This is a genomic window from Marininema mesophilum (genome assembly GCF_900106775.1).
GTDB lineage: Bacteria > Bacillota > Bacilli > Thermoactinomycetales > DSM-45169 > Marininema > Marininema mesophilum.
In genome coordinates, this window is sequence record NZ_FNNQ01000002.1 from 99472 (window position 1) to 120995 (window position 21524).

Genomic DNA, 21524 nt, shown 5'->3' on the forward strand with positions numbered 1-21524 from the left:
AGATGCGACTCTGGTTTGGAAGTAAAGGAAAAGAAGCGGAAAGTGAAACGATATTCCAAAAATTTGGTGGATTTATTAGGGATATGGGTATCGATCTAGGAACCGCTAATACATTAGTTTACTTAAAAGGTCAAGGAATTGTCGTTCGGGAGCCATCTGTGGTTGCCCTGGAGACAGGATCCCAGGAGATAAAAGCCGTTGGAGAAGAGGCTAAACGGATGATTGGCCGAACACCCGGCAACATTGTGGCGATCCGGCCTATGAAGGATGGTGTGATTGCCGACTACAATACCACAGCGACGATGTTGGAATACTTTATTAAAAAAGCCCAAACCCAACGAGTCTATTTTCCGCGTCGCCCTAACGTGATGGTATGTGTACCTTCTGGTGTTACAGCCGTGGAAAAGCGAGCAGTGGAGGAGGCTACTCGTGCGGCGGGAGCAAAAGAAGCACATACGATTGAAGAGCCCTTTGCAGCTGCTATTGGTGCTGGACTTCCAGTCTGGGAACCAATGGGTAGCATGGTGGTCGATATTGGCGGTGGGACGACAGAAGTGGCTGTCATCTCTCTGGGTGGTATTGTAACAGCCAAATCCTTACGGATTGCAGGGGATGAGATGGATGAGGCAATTATTCAATATATTAAACGTCAGTACAACCTCATGATCGGAGAGCGGTCTGCTGAAAACTTAAAGTTAGAAATCGGTTCGGCAAAGGTGTCGGATGATGAAGAGGAGATCACTCGTCAACTTCGCGGACGTGATCTGATTTCTGGGCTACCCAAAACGATTCAAGTCACAGCGAGAGAGATTGCGGAAGCGCTGAATGATACAGTGCAATCGATCATCGATTCAGTAAAAATAACATTGGAACAGACGCCCCCTGAGTTAGCCGCCGATATTATGGATCGTGGGATTGTTGTCACTGGCGGTGGTGCCTTATTGCGCCATCTGGATCAACGCCTTTCAGAAGAGGTAGATATGCCCGTGATTATTGCAGACAATGCTCTTGATTGTGTCGCTATTGGAACTGGACAATCTCTAGAAAATATTCACTTATTCACTTCTGGTGTAGGGATTTCTTCCTCCAATCGCTTTGGTCGACGGATGTAAGGAGGGGGAGTGAGGAATGTTTTTTCGTCTATTTGCCAATCGGCGTCTCTTTGTCTTGTTGATTGCTGTCATTCTTCTTATTGTGACAGTAGGAATGACCCGTGGTGAACGCGACTCCTTGACGTGGCCAGAGGCAGGGGTGAAAAATGGATTTGCTTGGATTAATGGTCTTTTTTCTGCGCCAACCTATGCCATCACCAATTGGTTTTCTGAATGGGGTAAAGTCGGAGAGCTCAGCGATGAGAATCGTCAATTAAAAAAGAAAGCCAATAGCTACTTACAAATAAAATCCAAGATGGCAACATTAAAGCGGGAGAATGAACAGCTAAAAGGTCAAGTGAATTATGTAAATGGGACTCGGGCCAAAACGATTACAGCAAAAGCGGTAGCAAGAACACCGGATCGGTGGAATGATCGCATTGTGATCGACCGTGGCACAACGGATGGTGTAGCAAAGGACATGCCAGTCATCACCCATGAGGGGCTGATTGGACGGGTGAAAGTAGCCACGGGTCATATGGCAGATGTACAACTCTTGACCGATACGGGAAGTGGTCCTGGGATCGCAGCTCATGTGAAATCGGGTAATGAGGAGTCCTTTGGTTTGATTGAAGGGTACGATCCTGATAAAAAACGCTTACTGCTAAAAAAAGTATCTCCAAAAGCAAAGCTTAAGAAAGGGCAAACGGTGGTAACATCAGGATTGTCTGATATTTATTCAGAGGATCTGTTGATCGGAACAGTAGATAAGGTGACCTCTGGAGAATTTGGGGTAGATCAGATGGCATATGTAAAACCCGCCGCTGGAATTGAACACCTCAACTATGTGATGGTTGTAAAAAATCCGACAAAATTACAGTTAAAAGACCACCGTCAGAAAGTAGATTCAAAAGAAGAGAACGAGGGGGAATAAGCGATGTCAACATGGATTCTCATCGGTTTCCTCTCCTTTCTTTTTTTGTTGGATGGGACGATTCTTCCCCCCTTTTTGCCCCAAGATTGGGGAAGCGATGTCGTGTTAATTCCACAATTGGTTGTCAGTGGTATCATTATTCTCTCATTGTACCGAGGACGTAGGATTGGATTGTTGTATGGCTTTTTCTTCGGCCTTTTTTATGATTTGGCATATGGTGGAGCAGTGGGCATCTATGCTTTCTCGACAGCGAGTATTGGCTATATCGCAGGCCAAATTTCGCGTCAATTTGTGTCTGGACCCATCATGGCCTTGCTGACAACAGGTATAGGACAGGCTATTCACCTTTCTATGGTGTATGGTTGGGTTCGACTTTTCCAACTCACTCAAGTGGGTATAAACGATGCTTTTATTTACCGCATTATCCCCTCCATTTTATTTAATACGTTGATTGCGTTTCCCATATATCATGGAATCCAGTGGATATTCCGGCGATATTCTCCTCATTCTGGTAGTTTGTTTGGTAAACGGTAAATAAGCGTCCTTATTAAGAATGGATGAGTTCAGTAAATGAATGGTCCATTGCCTACATCCTAGGATATGAGGAGGAAATCGGGGATTTTTGCCGAAATTAGAACACTGAGGCGGGTGACTTACACATGGGTAAAGTGTTAAGGCCGGGCGTGACCATCAAGGGTTCCAAAGATGGACTTCATTTCTTTCTAGATGAATCGCGGCCATTTTCCACACTTTTGAGTGAATTGCAATATAAACTGGAGAACGCCTCGACGCTTTTTGACGGACCGGATACCTATATATACATCAAGATCGGGGACCGCAAGATCACGAGAGAAGAAGAAAAAGAGTTGCGGGCTCTTTTCGCCCTTCGGAAGAATTTAATTATTCGTTCCATCGAAGCGGTGGATGGCAAGTCATATTTGGTAGATGAAGAAGACGGGATTCAGCTTTTAGCGGGAACTATACGTTCGGGTCAAGTGTTGGAACATCGTGGAGATCTGTTGCTATTGGGTGATCTGAACCCAGGGGGCACCATTCGTTGTACCGGTAGTATCTATGTCTTAGGTGCTCTTCGAGGTCTTGCCCATGCGGGTGGTGAAGGGGACGAACGAGCAATTATTGCTGCTTCACTACTAAGACCGACTCAGTTGCGTATCTCTGATGTCGTCTCTCGTCCTCCAGATCAGTGGGATGAGTCAGAAATATCAGGAATGAACTTTGCCTATCTTCTTGGGGGGCAGATAGCTGTTGATAAAATGCACCATCTTAGCCGGATTCGTCCAGAGATTGAATGGAAAGAGAATCGTTTCCGCAAATAACGCTTGCGGGCTTGTCCGGGAGGGAGGAGTAAGCGTTGGGTGAATCGATTGTTATCACATCTGGCAAAGGTGGAGTTGGCAAGTCAACCACTACTGCTAATCTCGGTACGGCCCTCGCTCTCGGGGGAAAGAAAGTGGCCCTCGTGGATATGGATATTGGCCTTCGCAACCTGGATGTGCTTATGGGTTTGGAAAATCGCATCGTATTTGACATCGTGGATGTCGTAGAAAAGAAATGTAGAATGAAGCAGGCGTTAATCAAAGATAAACGTTGTGACGAGTTATATTTACTGCCTGCAGCGCAAACAAAGGATAAATCCTCGGTCTCTTCAGAACAACTTCGCTGGTTAGTTGCTGAGTTGAAGGAAGAGCATGATTATGTCATTATCGACTGCCCAGCAGGAATCGAAATGGGTTTTAAAAATGCCATTGCAGGTGCGAGTCGATCCATTGTAGTGACAACGCCAGAGACGGCGGCGATCCGTGATGCAGATCGGGTGATCGGTTTGCTCGAAAAAGAAAAACAAGGGAATCCCCCAAAGTTGCTCCTCAATCGTTTTCGCCCACGAATGGTAAAAGAGGGTGGGATGATGGATGTAGATGAGGTTGTCTCTGTTCTCGCTGTGGATTTGCTGGGGGTTGTCCCTGATGATGAAGAAGTGATTCGTGCGGGCAATCAAGGAGAACCCATTGTCTTACATAATCGATACTTAGTTGCTAAAGCATACCGAAATATCGCTCGGCGTATTCAAGGAGACACCGTCCCTTTGCTGGTACTCGAGAAAGAGCGGCAATGGCGATCTCGTATGAAAAAATGGCTGGGCTTTTCTTGAGAAACATACGAAAAAGCATATGGGTAGAACCTGTTTTCTCAATTGAGAAAGCAGGTTCTTGTCTTATAAGGAACAAGTTAGATGGCGTCAACCGATCGGTTTTCGAAGTGTAGTGGGATATCTTTCATTCAGTCCAGAGTTAAAAGCGGCGGTACAATACTGACTATTTTAAACATGACAAAGTCATTAGCGGGGATTAGGATTTTGAGAAGTTGTTTTAGTAACTTTCCATATTTTGAAGCATGGAAAGGATAACGCATTTTGAGTATATTAGTTTTATAAATGTCATCTTTGATAATTGGGAGTGAAAGTAAATATTTCCTAAGAGAGAGGGTATGTAATGGTTTCTAAAATCAAAAAAATCACAACTATACTAGTTCTTTCATGTGTAACCTTTGTGGGTTTTTCAAACGATAGTACTTTTGCTTCCCCTAAACACAACAATCAACAAACCACGATAACAAAAGATTTTTATCAACTTGAAGATAAGTTTAATGCTAAATTGGGGATTTATGCACTAGACACTGGCACAGGTCAAACAGTAACCTATCGATCAGATGAGCGTTTTGCATATGCATCCACTCATAAAGCTTTAGCTGTAGGGGCACTATTACAACAAAAGTCGATCAAAGACCTAGATCAAAAAATTACCTACACCCGTGATGACCTTGTATCAAATAGTCCAATCACAGAGAAGCATGTTGATACAGGAATGACCCTTAAAGAGCTTAGCGATGCTTCTCTTCGATACAGTGACAATACTGCAGATAACCTTATACTTAAGCAATTAGGGGGACCTAGCGGGTTTAAAAAGTCACTTCGAAAGATGGGTGATAAAGTTACCAACCCTAAACGATATGAGCCCGAATTAAACGATGTTAAACCGGGAGAAATTCGAGATACGAGTACACCGAGAGCACTTGCTACCACCCTTCAGGCTTTCACATTGGGAGACGCACTTCCAGCTAAGAAGCAGGGGATGCTAGTCGATTGGATGAAAAGAAATACTACTGGAGATGCATTAATTCGTGCAGGAGTACCGGATAATTGGGAAGTCGCCGATAAAACTGGAGGAGCAGACGGGATACGAAACGACATTGCGATCATATGGCCACCGAAGAAAGATCCAATCGTTCTTTCGATTCTTACTAGAAGTCGCGATATAAAGAGCAGTGAGAATAACGACAAACTTATCGCTCAAGCAACAAAGAAAGTAGTCGATGCTCTTAAAAGGTACCGCTAGAATATTAGTGGTAAGATAAAGCCACTCTTCACTTTTTGACATTTGGACGTTTTTTCCGCTGATAATTATTTATCAGCGGATTTTTGTATATTCCCCGTTATTTATAAAATGACGGCGAAATCAGCCTTCGCTCACTTCTACCCCAGAGTGGACTACTGGTTAACGGTGAGATCTGATGCCCAGACCCAGGAAGAGACGAAGGATCTTCAGCAAAAATTAGTTGACGCAATTCGTGGGCACTATTTCGAAACTGCCGCCGCATTCCGCGAGGCAACCGCTTCTGATTACCAGAGGCTGACCGAGGTCGAGCGTTTTCCCTCCCTGATTTTGGTTTTATAACGGGTTGTTCAGTTGTCCATACTGAAGACAGGGAGGGATGATCTATGCCAAAAGGCGTGCAATGTGAAGTAGATACCTGTACGTATTGGGCAGAGGGGAACAACTGTGATGCTACCCAAATTATGGTTGTGGGTCACACCCAAAAGCCCCATGACTCCGAAGAAACTGACTGTGATACCTTTGAATCAAAACACTAACCTCCTAACCTGGGAAAATCCTCTGCATATTGTAGGGGATTTTCTCGGGTGATTTGATCAATGGCTCCCAGGACAAGTCATACCATGGTAAGACAAGTCATAAACTTGTACAAACGCATGGCAAGGCGGGGTGAGGGTCATGAGGGAATGGAACCAAGGTGTGCAAAAAAGACGGGAAGAGCGGGTGCGTGCAATTCGCATGGGTAGAGGGGAATCTTCTTCCTATCGGGAGCCAGGGATTCCCGTATGGAAAAAAGAAGCCTCGGGAAAATCTGAGGATCTTCCTTGGAATCGGCCCCAATGGACAAAAAGTGAAGGGAAAAAAAAGAAGGAAGGACGATTACTCCTACAGACCTTCGTCGCATTTATCTTGTTTACTGGGACGTACTTAATTTTTCAATCACAGGCACCATCTGGGCAAGCTGCCCAGACCTTGATCGCTGAGGTCATGGAGAGGGATTATAATTTTGCAGGCGTGGCACGTTGGTATGAAAATACGATTGGAGAATCCCCATCGATCTTGCCAGCCTTTAAAAATAAAAAGGATACCTCTATGGAGAAGAAAAAATCCTGGGTGGCTCCTGTTAAAGGGAAGCAAGTAACAACCTATTCAAAAAAAGATCGGGGAGTTTTTGTACAGACAGGCAAGGGAGCACCTGTGGTAGCAGTAGCTGAAGGGTGGGTTGTTAAAGCGGATACAGAAGAAGGTTTAGGGAAGACAGTGATTATTCGTCATAAAGATGGTCGCGAGACATGGTATGGAGGCATGAACACATTACGTGTCAAGAAAAAGGATTGGGTAAAACCAAGTCAACTCCTGGGTGAAACGACAGAAAAAAGTGGAGATTCTCTTCTTTTCTTCGCCCTGAAAGAAAAGGGGGCATTCGTAGATCCGACGGGAGTGGTCTCCTTTGATTAGTATGGTTCTCCATGGTACAAAACTACGAATTCATAGCCTATTTTGGGTGGTTATCCTCTTGTCGGTAGTTACCGGCCGGTTTATGGAGGTAATCACCCTGTTCGTATTGGTGTTGATCCATGAATTAGGCCATGTCACAGCGGCCACATCCTTTGGATGGCGGATTGAATCGATTGAATTATTGCCCTTTGGTGGCGTAGCCCATACAGATGAATGGGGGACGGTACCTGCACGGGAAGAGATTGTGGTTGCATTAGCAGGCCCCTTTCACAATGTCATCATGATTCTATTTGGCTATTTATTTTTTAGCTTAGGCTGGTGGTCAGCAGAGTGGACCGCTTATTTTATCAAAGGAAACGCATTTCTGGCGGGCTTTAATCTATTGCCGATCTATCCTTTAGATGGAGGACGTGTTTTTCAAGCAATCCTCTGCTATCTCCTACCCTACCGTCAGGCTGTGCGAGTAAGTATCGGGGCAGGGATATGTGGATCTATACTCCTTCTGCTCTTTAGTGTGTTGGACCAAGAACCTCAGCTTAATTTAGCCGTCGTTGCTGTTTTTCTCCTCTATTCCAATGGGATTTCGCTAAAGCACCGCGATTTTCAGTTTATGAGGTTTCTTATCCATCGCCGAGAGAACAGGGTACATGCTGGAGCTCGCATCGTTTGTTTATCTGTCCGGCCAGAGGAGCCTCTTTCAGTGGTGTTAAAAAGGTTTCGAAAAGAAGCCTATCATGTGCTTGAGGTGCAAGAACCTAGCGGCCGAAGGCGAACTGTTCCAGAGGAGGCACTCTTTCAGATTTATTTTGGGGAAAAGCGAACACAGGGTGTGATTGCTGATTTGATTGCTTGAGGATGAAAACTTGGATCATTGATTCTAGGGAGGTTTGTTTAATGATTCGCTCGCTTCATTTCGCACGGAGTTGTTATCTTCATCTGGCTGGAAAAGTAGGTGTTGCCTTATGCCGACGCTTGATCGAATTAAGGTGGGTTACCCAAGGCGTTGATGGTAATGCCCGATTAACAGAGGAAGGAAAGAAGGGTTTATCCACTATGGGCATCGACATCGAACATTTAGGAAAAGGAAAGAAGCCACTCCTTCGCTTCTGCCTCGATGGGTCCGAGAAAAAACCACACTTAGCAGGGAAGATCGGCGATCGGCTTTTGGAATGCTTTTTAGAGGAGGGGTGGTTTAAGCGGGAGGGGAGTAGTAGGAAGTTAATCCTGACGAAGGTAGGGGAGGAGAAGTTAAGGGGTATGGGTGTACAGATCATGTAGTATACCCTCTTTCATCGGCCGACCCACCGGGGTTTTTTAGGCGATTATGTTGGCGTAAACACGGTGTGGTCAGCAATGTGAGGGCATTCTACCCGCATAAAAATGCTTGATAAGGTATTAGTATACCCTCGAAATTCCTAATTTCTATTGATTTTTTTCATAAAATGGATTTGTCCCAAGCCACCAATGATAAATAAGATAGCTGCAACGAAGAACAATAGCATACGACTTTCGCCAATGAGGAGAGCGCCCAGAAATGGGCCAAGCATACGAGATAGATCCCAGTGCATCCCGTAGATAGCAAAGTACCGCCCTCTAAGATGAGGTGGGGCCAAGAGTGAGACGAAGGTAAGCAAACGTACGATGCCTATAGACTCTGCGACTGCTAATAAAGCTTGTGCACACAAAAGAGAGACAAAGGTGGCGCTAAATCCATAAATGAGAGCTACAACAGTATATAGGAGATATGAAAGTAGGATCACCTTTCCCATGGGTTTTTGGTTGGTTCTCTTTATTAACCAAAGTTGAGCGATAATAACCAATAGAGCATGGCTAGTGGCTAACCAAGAGAGGATTGCTTGATAATCCTGAAAGGATTGCTTTAAGAAAAGCGGGAAATTTGTCTCCGTCTGGGCATAGAAGAAGCTGATAGGAAGAGAGAGTATTATATAAGTAAGTAATATCTTTAATTGCTCAAAGCTCATGGGAGAACTGGGCTCTTTTGAGAAGGGAGTAAGCTTAGATTCTTGGCGGATAGTTATCAGCGGTGCACTCTCATGCACTTTCCAACAAAAGAGGATGAGGTAGATGAAAATACTACAAGCAGATAGTAAGAAAAGGAGGGATAGATCTTTCATGAATAGGAAACTGCAGAGTGGCCCCACTGCTGAGCCAATATATGAGATGGTACTAAAGAGGCCAAAAACCTCAGCACGATGCTCATTATCGATAGCGTCTGCAATTTGTGCCTTCGCTGCGGGAATATAGAAGGAGCGACCTACCCCATTGAGGATAGTAATGATCGCGATCTCCCAGACGTCGGTAGCTATTATATAGCCCAACATCGCCAGCAGCTGGAAAGTGAGAGAGAAGACCATAATGGGTTTCCTACCGAAACGATCCGTTAAACCTCCTCCAAGGAGGGTACAGATGATGTCTGCTAGGGGCTGTAAGCCAATGATTATCATCGTAGTAAGTACTGAATTTCCCATTTTTTCGTTGAGATAGATAGCCAGAAAGGGAGCAATCATTGAGCTGGTTAAACAAGTAAGAAGTTCTCCCAAAAGACGTACCCAGATGGTGATGGGATAACGTCCAGCTAGAGCTAGGAATTGATTATTAACCACAGAGATCCCTCTTTTCAGATGATGAATGGAACGATAAGATCGATTGTAAGTGGGTGTTTGTTGTAGAAAAAGAGTAGGATTTTCATTAAAATATTTTCGTCTTTTATGAGGGGGTCTCTGATTGGGTCATCTGCACCAGGTGGATCACTATCTTCGTTTGTACAATGTTATAGGACACGCTGTTATAGGGGAAAAGGGAGAAGTTACTCTTAACGAGATTGCAGAAACCCTTTGCTGTACACAGAGAAATGCTCAGCTAATCCTTCATAAGCTAAGCTCCTTACACTGGATTACTTGGATTCCTGGTCGTGGGCGGGGAAATCGATCCAAGATCATCTTTTTACGAGAGCCTGATGAGTTACTCCTAAGTGTGGCCAAGGAGTATGTACAAGTGTGGGATATTCAAGGGGCAACTGCGCTGGTTACGAATTACAGTGAATCGTTTCCATACATAAGAGAACGGTTTGAGATGTGGTTAAATAGCCAATGGAGCATGCTTAAGTGGGAACCGAATCATCTACAAGGGGAAAACATTCTTCGCTTCTCCTATGAGAAACCATTCCTTCATTTAGACCCAGCGTATGGGTATCTTCGTTCAGAATGTCATATCATTAAACAACTTTTTGATCCATTGCTCATCTATCATCCAGAGCGGAATCATGTTGAACCTCACTTATCCCATCATTGGGAAAGAGATTCGACTGGACGGTCGTGGCGATTTTACCTGCGACGAGGAGTGAGGTTTCATCATGGTCCTTTCTTGGTGGCGGAGGATGTGGTTTATTCATTAGAGAGGTTAGAGCGGAGCTCATATTGTTGGATGACCGAGAATATGGCTTCAGTGACTGCTTCGGATGATTACACTGTAGATATCCTCTTAAAGGACGCGGATGCGCTATTTTTACAGATACTAAGTAATGAGCATCTTTCGATCATACCGGCTCACTATTGTGAAGAAATAGGAAGGGATTTTTTTCGTTTCCCTATGGGAACAGGGCCCTTTAAGCTTCTGCGCAATGATCATGCCATGCTTGTGATGGAGAAATTTGAAGTGTACTTTCGTGAACGGGCGATCCTTGATCGTATTGAAATATCTATTCACTCTGTAGGAAACTTGCAAAAATATAGGGAGGAGGATCTACAACAATGGAAGGTTGAAGCAAAAACGGCATCGAACGTAATGATGCTCCTTTGTAATTTAAACAAACCAGGTTACCCGTCAGATCCTCGCTTTCGAGAAGTGCTCGAGCTACTATTGGTTCGAGAGAAAATGATCCAAGAACTTGGCGGAGATCGAGGGAAAGTGACAGAGTCCATCCTGGCTGATCATGAAAAAGAATTAGTTAAGAAGAGGGAATGTAAGGAAAGAATCGAAGAACTCTTGCGGCAGCTTCCGGAGCAAAAAATCCCCCTTCACCTATACACCTTTGATGATAGAGACCATCAAGAAGATGCAGTATGGATTCAGAAGCAGTGCGCTTCGGTGGGGATTCGTATAGAGCTTCATCTGGTATCCGTTGCTGAGTTGTTAAAGGTGGAAACGATGCAATTTGCAGATATTATCCTCGATGAAACGACCATAGATGATTTGGTGGAAGTCTCCATGTTGGAGCTATTTTTTAATGAAAATAGCTTTTTAAAGCATCTTTTATCTGAGGAGCTTAAAGGTTTTATCCAGAATCGAGTAACAGAACTTCGCCAAAAGGAACATCATGCTCTACGCCTACAACAATTAATCGCTATTGATCAAAAACTAAGGGAAGAACGGGCATATATTAGCTTGTATCAGAATCATATAAGGACCTTCTCTTCAGCGGATGTGAAAGGAAGTTCGATCAATGCACAAGGATGGATCGACTACCGTGATCTATGGATGTGATAAAAACTCCATGGCAAATCCGCCCTGAATCCTGTTCTACATTGACATCTACCAGTTCCTGTGGTAAGATTTCGGTTGTGTAATCTGAGCCTGCTCTCCGGGAGCCAGGCAGTACCGCACGGATCGGGTTATAAGGACATGGTAAGTCCACCCGACTTCGGCGAGTCTTCACACAGAAGGAGGTCCCGGAATGTACGCATTGATCGAAACCGGCGGTAAGCAATACCGTGTAGAAGAAGGCCAAGCTATCTACGTAGAAAAGCTAGCAGCCGCTGAAGGAGAAGCCGTTACCTTTGACAAGGTGTTGCTCATCGGTAAAGAGGACAACACTACCGTGGGTGCTCCACTCGTATCTGGCGCGAAAGTGACGGGTAAAGTGGACAAACAAGGTAAAGCTAAAAAAGTGACAGTGTTTAAGTATAAGCCAAAAAAGAACTACAAGCGGAAGCAAGGGCATCGTCAGCCTTTCACCAAGGTCATCATCGAAAAAATCGAAGGTTGATTTGGTTGATATGATTCAAGTGACGATTACCCGTGATTCACAGGGACGGTTGGAGCGAGTAGTGATGGATGGGCATGCTGATTTTGGTGAATATGGTCGGGACATCGTCTGTGCGGCGGTTTCTGGCGTTGCTATCGGATTAGCAAATGCTACGGAAAAGCTACTTGGTGTCCGCATTCATGGGGATGCGGATGAAGTATCAGGGGGTCACCTAGAGTGTCAGCTTCCTAAAGGATTAGCTCCCGATGTGGAAGAACGGGTTCGCCTTTTGATGGAGGCGATGGCGACTTCTCTCCAATCCATTGCTGATGAATATCGTTCATTCGTAAAAGTTACAGAAAACACTCTTTGAAGGAGGTGGACTCCATGTTGAAAATGAACCTGCAGTTCTTCGCCTCGAAGAAAGGGGTTGGCTCCACAAAGAACGGCCGTGACAGCATCTCGAAGCGTCTCGGCGTGAAGCGTGGGGATGGCCAAGAAGTAGGCGCTGGTAGCATTTTGGTTCGTCAACGGGGTACGAAAATCTACCCAGGAACCAATGTAGGCCGCGGCGGCGACGATACTCTCTTCGCTAAAGTGGACGGCGTTGTAAAATTCGAGCGCATGGGTCGCGATAAAAAGCGGGTCAGCGTTTATGCTAAAGTCGCTACGGAAGCGGTTTAAGCTGATCCTCAATCGGGGCAACTACGACCCTGGCCGTTTACGGTCGGGGTTTTTTCGTGGACGGGTTTCCATTACAATTAGGAAGGCGGAGGTTTGAACCGGATGGGAGCGGTCGAAGATGGGAACCAATGGAGTTTCTTGGGATAGTGGAATCGTTTGGATCATGTGTGGCATCCTTGTGATGGCGATACAGCCCTGGGGATGGAAATTAGGATTACCCCTAGGCGTTATCACGCTTACTCTCTATTTACATAGCCTTCGGCAGACACAGAAGAAAGAGAGAATTGAAAGTGCCCAGGGTAGCTTACATTTGTTAAGTCGCTACCGTCATGACTGGTTAAACCATGTACAGGTGATAATGGGCTATCTGAGCATGAAGCGGCAGGAGAAGATCCTTCCTTTTCTCAGAGAGCTAACCGATGTTGCCCGTCAAGAGAGGGAGGCGGCTACAGTAGGCTATCCGCCTTTAGCACTTTCACTCTCCACATTGAATCAGCGGGTTCCTGAATGGCGATGGATCGTAGAAGTAAGCGAGGAGCTAAAAACGATCCAGCCAAAGTGGGGAGAGTCCCTTTATCAGGGATTAGAGCAGGTTGTTCAGTGGCTTCATGTGCAAGGGAAAACATTGCTAGAGCCTGAAGAAGTATGGCTACGGGTTGAAAAGGAACAATCCACTTGGATTATTACTGTACAACCGGATTTTCCTTCAGAATTGGAAGTAGCTTCGAGTGAGTGGACAACGTTGAGGGATACTATACGAAAACAAGGTGGAACCCTGGTTGAGCAAGCAGAGGAAGGCGTCTTCATTATGCGTTTTGTAGCCTAGAAACGAGAGCTAGTTGAAAGGGGGGAAGAGACGATGTTTGTTGACAAGGTCAAGATTTACGTAAAAGGTGGCAATGGTGGCAACGGGATGGTCGCCTTCCGTAGAGAAAAGTATGAGGCCAATGGTGGTCCCGCAGGGGGCGATGGTGGTCGTGGAGCCGATGTCGTCTTTGTCGTTGACGAAGGGCTACGTACCTTGATGGATTTTCGCTACCAGAAGCATTTTAAGGCAAAGGCAGGGGAGCATGGTCGTTCAAAGAGCCAACATGGAAAATCGACATCCCCTATGATCGTTCGTGTCCCACCTGGTACGGTGGTGACGGATGCTGATACAGGTGAAATCATTGCCGACTTGACGCAACATGGTCAGGAGGCAGTTATTGCCGAGGGTGGGCGTGGTGGCCGAGGAAATATTCGCTTTTCTACACCGAAAAACCCAGCACCTTATATATCAGAAAACGGAGAGCCCGGAGTCGAACGCTATGTGGAGATGGAGCTGAAACTCCTCGCAGATGTGGGGCTCGTCGGCTATCCGAGTGTAGGGAAGTCAACAATGTTGTCTGTTGTATCCGCAGCGAAGCCGAAGATTGGTGCGTATCATTTTACTACCATCGCTCCCAATTTGGGGCTGGTGGGAACCCCGGATGGTCGTAGTTTTGTGATGGCAGATCTTCCTGGATTGATTGAAGGAGCCCATGAAGGAGTAGGTCTTGGCCATCAGTTCCTGCGCCATGTGGAGAGAACGAAAGTGTTGGTCCATGTGATCGATATGGCAGGGTCTGAAGGACGGGACCCCTATCAAGATTGGGTACAGATTAATGAGGAGCTTGCCCTTTATCGTGCGGGGTTAGCGGATCGTCCGCAAATTGTGGCTGCCAATAAGATGGATTTACCTGAAGCCACAGAAAATCTGGAGCTTTTTCGTGAGGCGGTTGGTGAAGGAGTTCCTGTCTTCCCTGTATCCGCAGCGACTCGTTCGGGGATCGAGGAACTCCTCTACTCTGTAGCAGATCAATTGGATAGTTTACCTAAAGTGGATGAGGTGCTGGAACCTGTATCCGAAGAGTCAGAGCAGAAGGTGTATCAGGCAGAAGAGCCTGAGGAGGCTTTCACCATTCGCCGAGATAACGAAATCTTTGTTGTTGAAGGACCCCGAGTAGAGAAGTTGATCCGAATGACCAACTTTCAATATGATGAAGCGATTCGCCGTTTTGCACACACTTTGAAGGTGATGGGTGTAGATGATGGACTGCGTGCACATGGGGCAAAGGATGGCGATACAGTGCGAATCGATGAGATGGAATTTGAATTCCGTGATTAAAAAACGGCCTCCACTGGAGCGAATCCAGTACGAGGCCGTTTTTTTGAGCTGTGTTAGAACATCCGTATCAAAATTCCAGCGATCGTTGCGTTAAGGAGGTTGGCCAAGGTACCTGCGAGCAGGGCTTTTAAACTGAGCCGGGCTACATCACTTCGACGGGAAGGGGCTAACCCGCCGATGGTTCCGATTTGAATGGCAATCGAGGAGAAATTAGCAAACCCGCACAGGGCAAAGGTGATGATTGTAGCTGTGACAGGTGAGAGGGTATCGATGACAGGACCTAAGGAACTGTATGCGACAAATTCGTTGACAACGACTTTTTGACCGATAAATCCACCTGCCGTAACAGCCTCTGACCAGGGAACGCCGATAAGAAAAGCAATCGGAGATAGGATATAACCGAGGAGTGTTTGAAAGGTGATTGTGGGATAGCCGAACCACGATCCGATAACGCCAAGGAGCCCATTTAACATAGCGATCAGGGAGATGAAAGCAAGAAGTAATGCTCCTACATTGATCGCGAGGCGAAGCCCATCCAAGGCTCCTTTGGTAGCGGCATCGATTACATTGACGGACTCTTTATCATGGACCATAGTGATTTCTTCTGCTGTCTCTGTTCGCTTTGTCTCAGGGAACATCAATTTTGAGATGACAAGGCCTGCGGGAGCCGCCATGATACTGGCTGTTAAAAGGTAAGGAAGAGGAATACCAAGAAGCGCATAGCTGACAAGGGTAGAACCAGCAACAGAGGCGAATCCATTGGTCATAATGGTAAAGAGCTCTGAAGAAGTGAGTTTTGGGATAAAGGGTCGAATCAAAAGAGGTGCTTCCGATTGTCCGAGAAAGACAGTCGCAACCGAGGAGAGGGATTCCACCCGACTGGTTCCTAATAAGTAGGCAATAGCTCCTCCAAGAATTCGAATAATCCATTGAATAATGCCCCAGTGATACAGAATCCCAATCAGAGCACCGAGAAAGATGATCACGGGGAGAACTTGTAAGGCAAAAATAGGTGCTCCTTTCCCACTGATTAAATCACCAAATAAAAACTTGATACCAACGTTGGAAAAGTTGATCAGGTCCGTTACTCGAGCACTAAACCATTTGAGTCCAGCTTGTCCAGCAGACCATTTAAGCACCATAAAAGCGAAGAGAAATTGAATGAGAAGTCCCACGAGCAAAGTTCGCCAGGGAATCGTCCGTTTATTGTTGGAGAAAAGAAAGGCAATCAGCAGGATGCCAACGATCCCACAGAGGCCCCATAAAAAATTCAATAAATTCATGAAACCACTCCGTTTCAAAGTGCGTGTTTATGTAAGAGGGGTGTGTTTTATAGGGGTTCTTACTGTTATGAGTACATTGATAAAAGATAGGTTGTCCTGTAGGTATTAGATTATGTAGGGCTTTTAAACAACAACTCAAAGCAATCCGATGATCCACTCGAAGTGGAGGATGCGCTTTGAGTTGTTGTTTTTTTACATAGGATAGAAAAATAGAAATTAGTTGGGCAGCTCATGCTTCTCCTGAATCATCTGCAGGATTCCTTGACATCCCGCATTCACCAAACGGTAGGTTTCCTCAAAATCTCCTGTGAAATAAGGGTCAGGAACCTCCTTATAGGGAGTGCCTGGAATGAAGTCGACAAGACGGTGAACATGTGAGGATTCACCGTCTTGTTTAAGAGAAGTCACATTGGTGTAATTGCTTTCATCCATCACAATGATATAGTCAAAGGCTGAAAAATCCCCCTCATGAAACTGCCGAGCTTGTATTCCTTGAAAGGAGATTCCATTTTTACGTAAGAGATTTTGAGTACCCTTATGAGGAGATTCTCCAACATGCCAATCCCCAGTACCAGCAGAGTCGACACGTATTTGGTCTTGGAGTCCTGCTTCTTCTAACCGGTGTCTTAGTACAGCTTCTGCCATCGGAGAGCGGGCGATATTACCCAGACAAACGAATAACATGGAAATCATCTTATCGCCTCCATTTTCGATCATTAACGTCCATCTTAACACAGGGGATTCATTTTCTCTAAAAAAAAATTCTTGCATTCTGTTTCTAGGACTTCTATAATGTCCGTTATATGAAGACAAATGTTCTTAAAAGGAGGACGGCGAGTTGGCTCAGAACGATACTTATTATCTGATTCGTTCGGATATGTTACCTGAAGCGGTACAAAAAACGGTAGAAGCAAAGGAGTTACTTGCTTCTGGAGCTGTGCAAACGGTTCAGGATGCAGTGGAGCAAGTAGGTATGAGTCGTAGCTCCTTTTATAAATACAAGGACGCGGTTTACCCATTTAACGCTTTGATGAAAGAGAAGATCATTACAGTCTCTCTCAGCTTGGAGCATCGATCGGGTGTTTTATCAGGGATTCTCTCCTACCTCACCTTACAACGCGGAAATGTATTGACTATTAATCAGACGATTCCCTTGCAAGGGATGGCGGGTGTGACGATGTCTCTCGATACAGCCCAAATAAATGCGGATGTAACAGCCTTAGTAGAAGGTATCCAAGAATTAGATGGGGTTCACCGAGCGTCGATCGTGGCGCGTGGAGAGTAAAGAGCAGAGAGGGAGTGGGAAGAGATGCAACAAAAGGATGTTGTTCGTGTAGGGTTGATGGGACTTGGAACAGTAGGATCTGGGGTTGTTCGTTTGGTAGAAGACCACAGGGATGATTTAGAAAAACAAACCGGGCAACGGATTGAGATTACCAAGGTGCTTGTACAGGATGCCAGTAAAGAACGATCCGTACAGTTGCAAGAGTTGTTGACAGATGATCCAGCACAAATTTTGGAGAATGATGAGATCGATGTTGTCGTTGAAGTGATGGGAGGGATTGACCTTACCCGGGAGTATATTTTGCGCGCATTGGAACGTGGTAAAGATGTGATTACTGCCAATAAAGACTTGATCGCCCTACATGGTGGGGAGATTCTTTCCGTAGCGGCTGAAAAGCAATGCGATGTCTTTTATGAAGCAAGTGTCGCAGGTGGTATCCCTATTTTGCGGGCATTGGTAGAGGGATTTTCCTCGGATCGGATCACGAAGATGGTTGGAATCGTCAATGGGACGACCAATTACATCCTGACAGAGATGGAGCGAGAAGGGGCATTGTTTGAGGAAGCCTTAAGTCAGGCCCAAGACCTTGGTTATGCTGAGGCGGACCCTACTTCAGATGTGGATGGTCTTGATGCGGCGCGGAAGATGGCAATCTTAGCAACCTTAGGCTTTCATATCGATATGCCCCTATCCGGTGTAGCGGTCAAGGGGATCGCTGATGTAACCCAGGAAGATGTAAGTTTTGCACATCAATTGGGTTATCGGATTAAATTGGTTGGTATCGCGCAAAGGGATAACGGGAAAGTAGAAGTAAGTGTACAACCTGTACTCTTGCCGCTCAGTCACCCTCTTTCTTCGGTCGATGGTGTTTTTAATGCTGTGACAGTATATGGGGAGGCTGTAGGGGAGACGATGTTTTATGGCCCCGGAGCGGGTGCGATGCCTACTGCAACGGCAGTAGTCTCGGATTTGGTAACTGTAGTGAAGAATCGACGTCTTGGGGTAAACGGAAGGGGAACCGTAGCTCCCTATCAAGAATGCAATTTGAAATCCCCTGGAGAGATTCGTTCTAAACATTTTTTGCGCTTGCATGTACTGGATGAAGCAGGAGTGTTAGCCAAACTAACCATGATTTTTGCCAATGAAAATGTTAGTCTCGAAAAGGTACTTCAACTTCCCTATAGAGGAAACGGGGCGGAGATTATCCTGATCACTCATTTAGCTAGTCGTCACCAATTGGAACGTATACAAGGTAAGGCTTCCTCTTTGGAAGCTGTTCAGTCAATCCAAAGCTATTATCGTGTCGAGGGAGGAAGCGAGTAATGAAAGAAGGAATTATCGCCCGATATGGTTCATTTTTGCCGGTAACAGAAAAGACCCCTGCTCTAACCTTACACGAAGGAAATACGCCACTAATCCATGCTTCTCATTTGTCTGAAAAATGGGGGATTGACCTTCATTTAAAAGTGGAGGGATTTAATCCAACAGGCTCTTTTAAGGACCGTGGGATGGTGTTAGCCATTGCAAAGGCGGTAGAAGAGGGGAGCCGTGCGGTGATTTGTGCATCTACTGGGAATACCTCAGCCTCTGCGGCGGCCTTTGCTACACGGATGGGAATTCGTTGTATCGTTGTTGTACCCGATGGCCATGTAGCTTTAGGAAAGCTCTCTCAGGCAGTAGTACACGGTGCCGAAGTATTAGCGGTAGAGGGAAATTTTGATCAGGCCTTAGAAATCGTGCGCCAGATCGCTGAGGATTCCGATGTCACCCTGGTGAACTCGGTTAATCCTTACCGGATTGAAGGGCAAAAGACAGCGGCCTTTGAAGTATGTGATCGATTGGGCGATGCCCCTGATATCTTGGCGATTCCGGTAGGAAATGCGGGGAACATTTCAGCCTATTGGAAAGGGTTTAAGGAATATCATGAACAAGGTATTAGCTCCCGTCTTCCTCGTATGTGTGGATTTGAGGCAGAGGGGGCAGCGGCCATTGTACGAGGAGAACGGGTGGAGCACCCTGAGACAGTGGCGACTGCGATACGGATAGGAAACCCTGCTAGTTGGGAGACGGCAGTGAATGCCGCTAAGGAATCGGGTGGCTTAATCGATAGTGTAACGGATGAGGAAATCTTAGAAGCATATCGGGAGTTAGCCGGTAACGAAGGTGTATTTTGCGAACCAGCCTCTGCGGCTTCGGTGGCGGGTTTAAAGAAGCACATTCAGAAAGGGGATATCCCTACTGGGGCACAGGTAGTTTGTGTTTTAACGGGCAACGGATTGAAAGACCCCTCCACTGCTATGGAGGCAATAGAAATCAAGCCGAAAAAGATCCCCTGTGATAAAGACGCTGTCTTAAAGGCGGTGCAAGGCGAAGGAGAGAGGGCCTATGAGGGAGTTTGAACCCTTTGAGGTAAAAGTACCAGGCAGTACGGCTAATCTCGGCTCTGGATTTGACTCGATAGGCCTTGCGCTAAATCGTTTTCTCTATCTACGTGTAGAGCCCTCAGACGAATTACAGTTCCACGCTGTTGGGAATGAGTTAGCTAGGTTGAACCAGAGCGAGGAGAATCTCATTTTTCGGGTGATGGAGCCATTGTTTCACCAGGCGGGAAAATCCTTTTCTTCAATGCGCATCGAAGTGGAAAGTGAGATTCCGCTAGCGAGAGGACTTGGATCAAGTGCTTCGGCGATTGTCGGTAGTCTGATGGCGGCTAATCATCTCCTGGACAATCCTTTTTCCAAGGATGAGCTTTTTCAATTGGCAACGAAATGGGAAGGTCACCCGGACAACGTTGGGGCCTCTCTTTATGGCGGGGTAGTCATCGCTTCCTGGGATGGTGAGAAAGCCCATTGTGTAAAGGCACAAGCTCCCCCTTTTCCTATCCTAGTAGCAATCCCTGATACTTCTCTAGCTACTTCCCGTGCTCGGGAAGTTCTCCCTGACCATATGGAACACGCTGATGCAGTTTTAGCAAGCAGTCGGGCCAATTTACTCACAGCGGCGATGTTGACGGGAGATCGTGAGGCGTTACGAGTAGGGATGCAGGACCGATTTCATCAACCTTACCGGCTCTCCTTGATACCTGGCTTAGAGGAATTGATCAGCGAGGCACCCAATCAGGGAGCGATTGGTGTGGCGTTATCAGGCGCTGGTCCTACGGTGATTGCTTTTACAGAGGATGAAGAAAAGACATTCCACTATATGGAAAGTGTATTTCGTAAGAATAGTACCTCCGTACGGATTCTTCGCCTTGATTCATGCTCAGAGGGAGTCACTCTTCATTTGACAAAGGATGTAGCTCCTAGTAAAGTGGTGGGAAAAATAAAAGGAGAGAATCGATGAACGAGTCGGTCGCTTATCTAGGCCCACGTGGAACATTTACCTACGAGGCGGCAAGGTCCCTATTTCCTGAGGAGGGTTATCAACTTGTCCCTTGTGATTCAATCCCTGATGTTTTAACAGCAGTGGATCAGGGGGAATTTTTATACGGTGTTGTTCCAGTGGAAAATGCGATTGAAGGGTCGGTCACTCTTACCCTCGATTGGTTGGTACACCATGTACAGGTGCCGATCACCGGGGAATTGGTTTATCCGATTGCCCAGCATCTGATGATCCACCCCAATCAGCGGGAGTTACCTCTTACCGAGGTGAAACGTATCCTTTCACACCCTCAGGCAGTAGCACAATGTAGCGGTTTTTTGCGAGAGCATCTACCAAATGCTACCATCACCTATGTCGATAGTACCGCAGATGCGGCACGGAAGGTACGGGATCATGCTGACGAATCCTGGGTAGCAATCGGTAGCTCAACGGCCCATCAACTCTATGGGTTAGAAATGGTTGCTGAATCGATTCAGGATTATCATAATAATTTTACTCGATTTATTGCAGTGGGAAAGTCTTGGACGCACCCTCACAGTTCTTGGGAACATCAGAAAACAAGCATACTCGTCTCTCTCCCTTCTGATTATCCAGGGGCTCTACATCAGGTGCTTCAATCCTTTGTAAAGGAAAAGATCAACTTATCCCGTATCGAGTCACGACCGACAAAGAAAAAATTAGGCACCTACTATTTTTTTATTGATATAGAAGAAGGAAATCATCCTCGGATGAAAAAAGCAATTGCCGATGTAGAAAGCTGGGGCTGTCAGGTACGTCAGATGGGTTCCTACCCTTGTTATGATTATCGAAAAATTAAGGGTTCCTAGGTTGACAAAGAAAGTACCGAGGGCCTATAATCGTCGTTAAA

General features: G+C 45.9%; 24 protein-coding genes and 1 other annotated feature. Of the genes, 21 read left to right on the forward strand and 3 right to left on the reverse strand.

Annotated features, from left to right (window positions below; genetic code table 11):
- The first annotated feature begins 2 nt into the window (after positions 1 to 2).
- The 10 genes from BLV90_RS02540 (at position 3) to BLV90_RS02590 (ending at position 8171) form a co-directional block, all read left to right on the forward strand.
- Positions 3 to 1112, forward strand: a complete 1110-nt coding sequence (locus BLV90_RS02540; RefSeq protein WP_091735699.1) for a rod shape-determining protein — start codon at positions 3 to 5, stop codon at positions 1110 to 1112.
- Positions 1113 to 1128: 16 nt separating this feature from the next.
- Positions 1129 to 2025: a rod shape-determining protein MreC gene (gene mreC / locus BLV90_RS02545; RefSeq protein WP_091735703.1), complete on the forward strand. Its 897-nt coding sequence runs from the start codon at positions 1129 to 1131 to the stop codon at positions 2023 to 2025.
- Between the two features lie 3 nt (positions 2026 to 2028).
- The gene (mreD, locus tag BLV90_RS02550) at positions 2029 to 2559 is read left to right on the forward strand and encodes a rod shape-determining protein MreD (protein ID WP_091735705.1); all 531 of its coding nucleotides are present in this window, start codon (positions 2029 to 2031) and stop codon (positions 2557 to 2559) included.
- Positions 2560 to 2684: 125 nt separating this feature from the next.
- Positions 2685 to 3362 carry a septum site-determining protein MinC gene (locus BLV90_RS02555; protein WP_091735708.1) on the forward strand — a complete coding sequence of 226 codons (678 nt, stop codon included), beginning with the start codon at positions 2685 to 2687 and terminating at the stop codon, positions 3360 to 3362.
- Between the two features lie 35 nt (positions 3363 to 3397).
- Entirely contained in the window at positions 3398 to 4195 is a 798-nt protein-coding gene (gene minD, locus BLV90_RS02560) for a septum site-determining protein MinD (protein WP_091735712.1), read from the forward strand.
- Positions 4196 to 4535: 340 nt separating this feature from the next.
- Positions 4536 to 5438 (forward strand): class A beta-lactamase, encoded by a 903-nt coding sequence (bla, locus tag BLV90_RS02565; protein ID WP_091735715.1) that lies wholly within the window; start codon positions 4536 to 4538, stop codon positions 5436 to 5438.
- Positions 5439 to 5821: 383 nt separating this feature from the next.
- The gene (locus tag BLV90_RS02575) at positions 5822 to 5974 is read left to right on the forward strand and encodes a DUF1540 domain-containing protein (RefSeq protein WP_091735721.1); all 153 of its coding nucleotides are present in this window, start codon (positions 5822 to 5824) and stop codon (positions 5972 to 5974) included.
- 139 nt (positions 5975 to 6113) lie between these two features.
- Entirely contained in the window at positions 6114 to 6893 is a 780-nt protein-coding gene (locus BLV90_RS02580; RefSeq protein ID WP_091735725.1) for a M23 family metallopeptidase, read from the forward strand.
- A 1-nt stretch (position 6894) separates the two neighbouring features.
- Positions 6895 to 7746: a M50 family metallopeptidase gene (locus tag BLV90_RS02585; RefSeq protein ID WP_245726239.1), complete on the forward strand. Its 852-nt coding sequence runs from the start codon at positions 6895 to 6897 to the stop codon at positions 7744 to 7746.
- A gap of 41 nt (positions 7747 to 7787) precedes the next feature.
- On the forward strand, positions 7788 to 8171 hold the full coding sequence (locus BLV90_RS02590) for a hypothetical protein (protein ID WP_091735731.1): 384 nt from the start codon (positions 7788 to 7790) through the stop codon (positions 8169 to 8171).
- Positions 8172 to 8308: 137 nt separating this feature from the next.
- Here BLV90_RS02590 and BLV90_RS02595 read toward each other — a convergent pair whose 3' ends face one another.
- On the reverse strand, positions 8309 to 9517 hold the full coding sequence (locus tag BLV90_RS02595; RefSeq protein WP_091735736.1) for an MDR family MFS transporter: 1209 nt from the start codon (positions 9515 to 9517) through the stop codon (positions 8309 to 8311).
- Between the two features lie 121 nt (positions 9518 to 9638).
- On the opposite strand from BLV90_RS02595, the gene BLV90_RS02600 reads away from it, so the two are divergent.
- From BLV90_RS02600 to obgE, 6 genes are all read left to right on the forward strand, one after another.
- Positions 9639 to 11396, forward strand: a complete 1758-nt coding sequence (locus tag BLV90_RS02600) for an ABC transporter substrate-binding protein (RefSeq protein WP_091735738.1) — start codon at positions 9639 to 9641, stop codon at positions 11394 to 11396.
- Between the two features lie 105 nt (positions 11397 to 11501).
- Positions 11502 to 11574, forward strand: a sequence feature (ribosomal protein L21 leader region).
- Between the two features lie 12 nt (positions 11575 to 11586).
- The gene (gene rplU, locus BLV90_RS02605; protein WP_091735742.1) at positions 11587 to 11898 is read left to right on the forward strand and encodes a 50S ribosomal protein L21; all 312 of its coding nucleotides are present in this window, start codon (positions 11587 to 11589) and stop codon (positions 11896 to 11898) included.
- A 10-nt stretch (positions 11899 to 11908) separates the two neighbouring features.
- Entirely contained in the window at positions 11909 to 12250 is a 342-nt protein-coding gene (locus BLV90_RS02610) for a ribosomal-processing cysteine protease Prp (protein WP_091736241.1), read from the forward strand.
- A gap of 14 nt (positions 12251 to 12264) precedes the next feature.
- Complete coding sequence (gene rpmA / locus BLV90_RS02615; protein ID WP_091735744.1) at positions 12265 to 12561, forward strand: 50S ribosomal protein L27; 297 nt, start codon at positions 12265 to 12267, stop codon at positions 12559 to 12561.
- 118 nt (positions 12562 to 12679) lie between these two features.
- On the forward strand, positions 12680 to 13387 hold the full coding sequence (locus BLV90_RS02620) for a Spo0B domain-containing protein (protein ID WP_091735747.1): 708 nt from the start codon (positions 12680 to 12682) through the stop codon (positions 13385 to 13387).
- Positions 13388 to 13420: 33 nt separating this feature from the next.
- Positions 13421 to 14707 carry a GTPase ObgE gene (obgE, locus tag BLV90_RS02625; RefSeq protein WP_091735750.1) on the forward strand — a complete coding sequence of 429 codons (1287 nt, stop codon included), beginning with the start codon at positions 13421 to 13423 and terminating at the stop codon, positions 14705 to 14707.
- Between the two features lie 53 nt (positions 14708 to 14760).
- Here obgE and BLV90_RS02630 read toward each other — a convergent pair whose 3' ends face one another.
- Positions 14761 to 15981, reverse strand: coding sequence for a NupC/NupG family nucleoside CNT transporter (locus tag BLV90_RS02630; RefSeq protein WP_091736244.1), 1221 nt, complete (start codon positions 15979 to 15981; stop codon positions 14761 to 14763).
- 225 nt (positions 15982 to 16206) lie between these two features.
- A complete protein-coding gene (locus BLV90_RS02635; protein WP_091736247.1) occupies positions 16207 to 16683 on the reverse strand; it encodes a low molecular weight protein-tyrosine-phosphatase in 477 nt (158 codons plus the stop codon).
- 145 nt (positions 16684 to 16828) lie between these two features.
- On the opposite strand from BLV90_RS02635, the gene BLV90_RS02640 reads away from it, so the two are divergent.
- The 5 genes from BLV90_RS02640 to pheA are packed head-to-tail and all read left to right on the forward strand — an operon-like array spanning position 16829 to position 21483.
- Positions 16829 to 17275, forward strand: coding sequence for an ACT domain-containing protein (locus tag BLV90_RS02640; RefSeq protein ID WP_091735753.1), 447 nt, complete (start codon positions 16829 to 16831; stop codon positions 17273 to 17275).
- A 24-nt stretch (positions 17276 to 17299) separates the two neighbouring features.
- Positions 17300 to 18598 (forward strand): homoserine dehydrogenase, encoded by a 1299-nt coding sequence (locus tag BLV90_RS02645; RefSeq protein ID WP_091735756.1) that lies wholly within the window; start codon positions 17300 to 17302, stop codon positions 18596 to 18598.
- Positions 18598 to 19674 carry a threonine synthase gene (gene thrC, locus BLV90_RS02650; RefSeq protein ID WP_091735759.1) on the forward strand — a complete coding sequence of 359 codons (1077 nt, stop codon included), beginning with the start codon at positions 18598 to 18600 and terminating at the stop codon, positions 19672 to 19674. The genes BLV90_RS02645 and thrC overlap by 1 nt, the downstream gene beginning before the upstream one ends.
- On the forward strand, positions 19661 to 20617 hold the full coding sequence (gene thrB, locus BLV90_RS02655; protein WP_091735762.1) for a homoserine kinase: 957 nt from the start codon (positions 19661 to 19663) through the stop codon (positions 20615 to 20617). Before thrC ends, thrB begins: the two co-directional genes overlap by 14 nt.
- On the forward strand, positions 20614 to 21483 hold the full coding sequence (pheA, locus tag BLV90_RS02660; protein ID WP_091735764.1) for a prephenate dehydratase: 870 nt from the start codon (positions 20614 to 20616) through the stop codon (positions 21481 to 21483). The genes thrB and pheA overlap by 4 nt, the downstream gene beginning before the upstream one ends.
- Positions 21484 to 21524: the final 41 nt, after the last annotated feature.

Bases quoted from the DNA above. Each gene is read 5' to 3' on its own strand.
- BLV90_RS02620 (WP_091735747.1), top strand. From the start codon at position 12,680: ATGGGAACCAATGGAGTTTCTTGGGATAGTGGAATCGTTTGGATCATG.
- pheA (WP_091735764.1), top strand. From the start codon at position 20,614: ATGAACGAGTCGGTCGCTTATCTAGGCCCACGTGGAACATTTACCTAC.
- rpmA (WP_091735744.1), top strand. From the start codon at position 12,265: ATGTTGAAAATGAACCTGCAGTTCTTCGCCTCGAAGAAAGGGGTTGGC.
- thrC (WP_091735759.1), top strand. From the start codon at position 18,598: ATGAAAGAAGGAATTATCGCCCGATATGGTTCATTTTTGCCGGTAACA.
- BLV90_RS02645 (WP_091735756.1), top strand. From the start codon at position 17,300: ATGCAACAAAAGGATGTTGTTCGTGTAGGGTTGATGGGACTTGGAACA.
- mreD (WP_091735705.1), top strand. From the start codon at position 2,029: ATGTCAACATGGATTCTCATCGGTTTCCTCTCCTTTCTTTTTTTGTTG.
- BLV90_RS02580 (WP_091735725.1), top strand. From the start codon at position 6,114: ATGAGGGAATGGAACCAAGGTGTGCAAAAAAGACGGGAAGAGCGGGTG.
- BLV90_RS02555 (WP_091735708.1), top strand. From the start codon at position 2,685: ATGGGTAAAGTGTTAAGGCCGGGCGTGACCATCAAGGGTTCCAAAGAT.
- thrB (WP_091735762.1), top strand. From the start codon at position 19,661: ATGAGGGAGTTTGAACCCTTTGAGGTAAAAGTACCAGGCAGTACGGCT.
- rplU (WP_091735742.1), top strand. From the start codon at position 11,587: ATGTACGCATTGATCGAAACCGGCGGTAAGCAATACCGTGTAGAAGAA.
- bla (WP_091735715.1), top strand. From the start codon at position 4,536: ATGGTTTCTAAAATCAAAAAAATCACAACTATACTAGTTCTTTCATGT.
- BLV90_RS02585 (WP_245726239.1), top strand. From the start codon at position 6,895: ATGGTTCTCCATGGTACAAAACTACGAATTCATAGCCTATTTTGGGTG.
- BLV90_RS02575 (WP_091735721.1), top strand. From the start codon at position 5,822: ATGCCAAAAGGCGTGCAATGTGAAGTAGATACCTGTACGTATTGGGCA.
- BLV90_RS02610 (WP_091736241.1), top strand. From the start codon at position 11,909: ATGATTCAAGTGACGATTACCCGTGATTCACAGGGACGGTTGGAGCGA.
- mreC (WP_091735703.1), top strand. From the start codon at position 1,129: ATGTTTTTTCGTCTATTTGCCAATCGGCGTCTCTTTGTCTTGTTGATT.
- obgE (WP_091735750.1), top strand. From the start codon at position 13,421: ATGTTTGTTGACAAGGTCAAGATTTACGTAAAAGGTGGCAATGGTGGC.
- BLV90_RS02540 (WP_091735699.1), top strand. From the start codon at position 3: ATGCGACTCTGGTTTGGAAGTAAAGGAAAAGAAGCGGAAAGTGAAACG.
- BLV90_RS02590 (WP_091735731.1), top strand. From the start codon at position 7,788: ATGATTCGCTCGCTTCATTTCGCACGGAGTTGTTATCTTCATCTGGCT.
- BLV90_RS02635 (WP_091736247.1), bottom strand. From the start codon at position 16,683: ATGATTTCCATGTTATTCGTTTGTCTGGGTAATATCGCCCGCTCTCCG.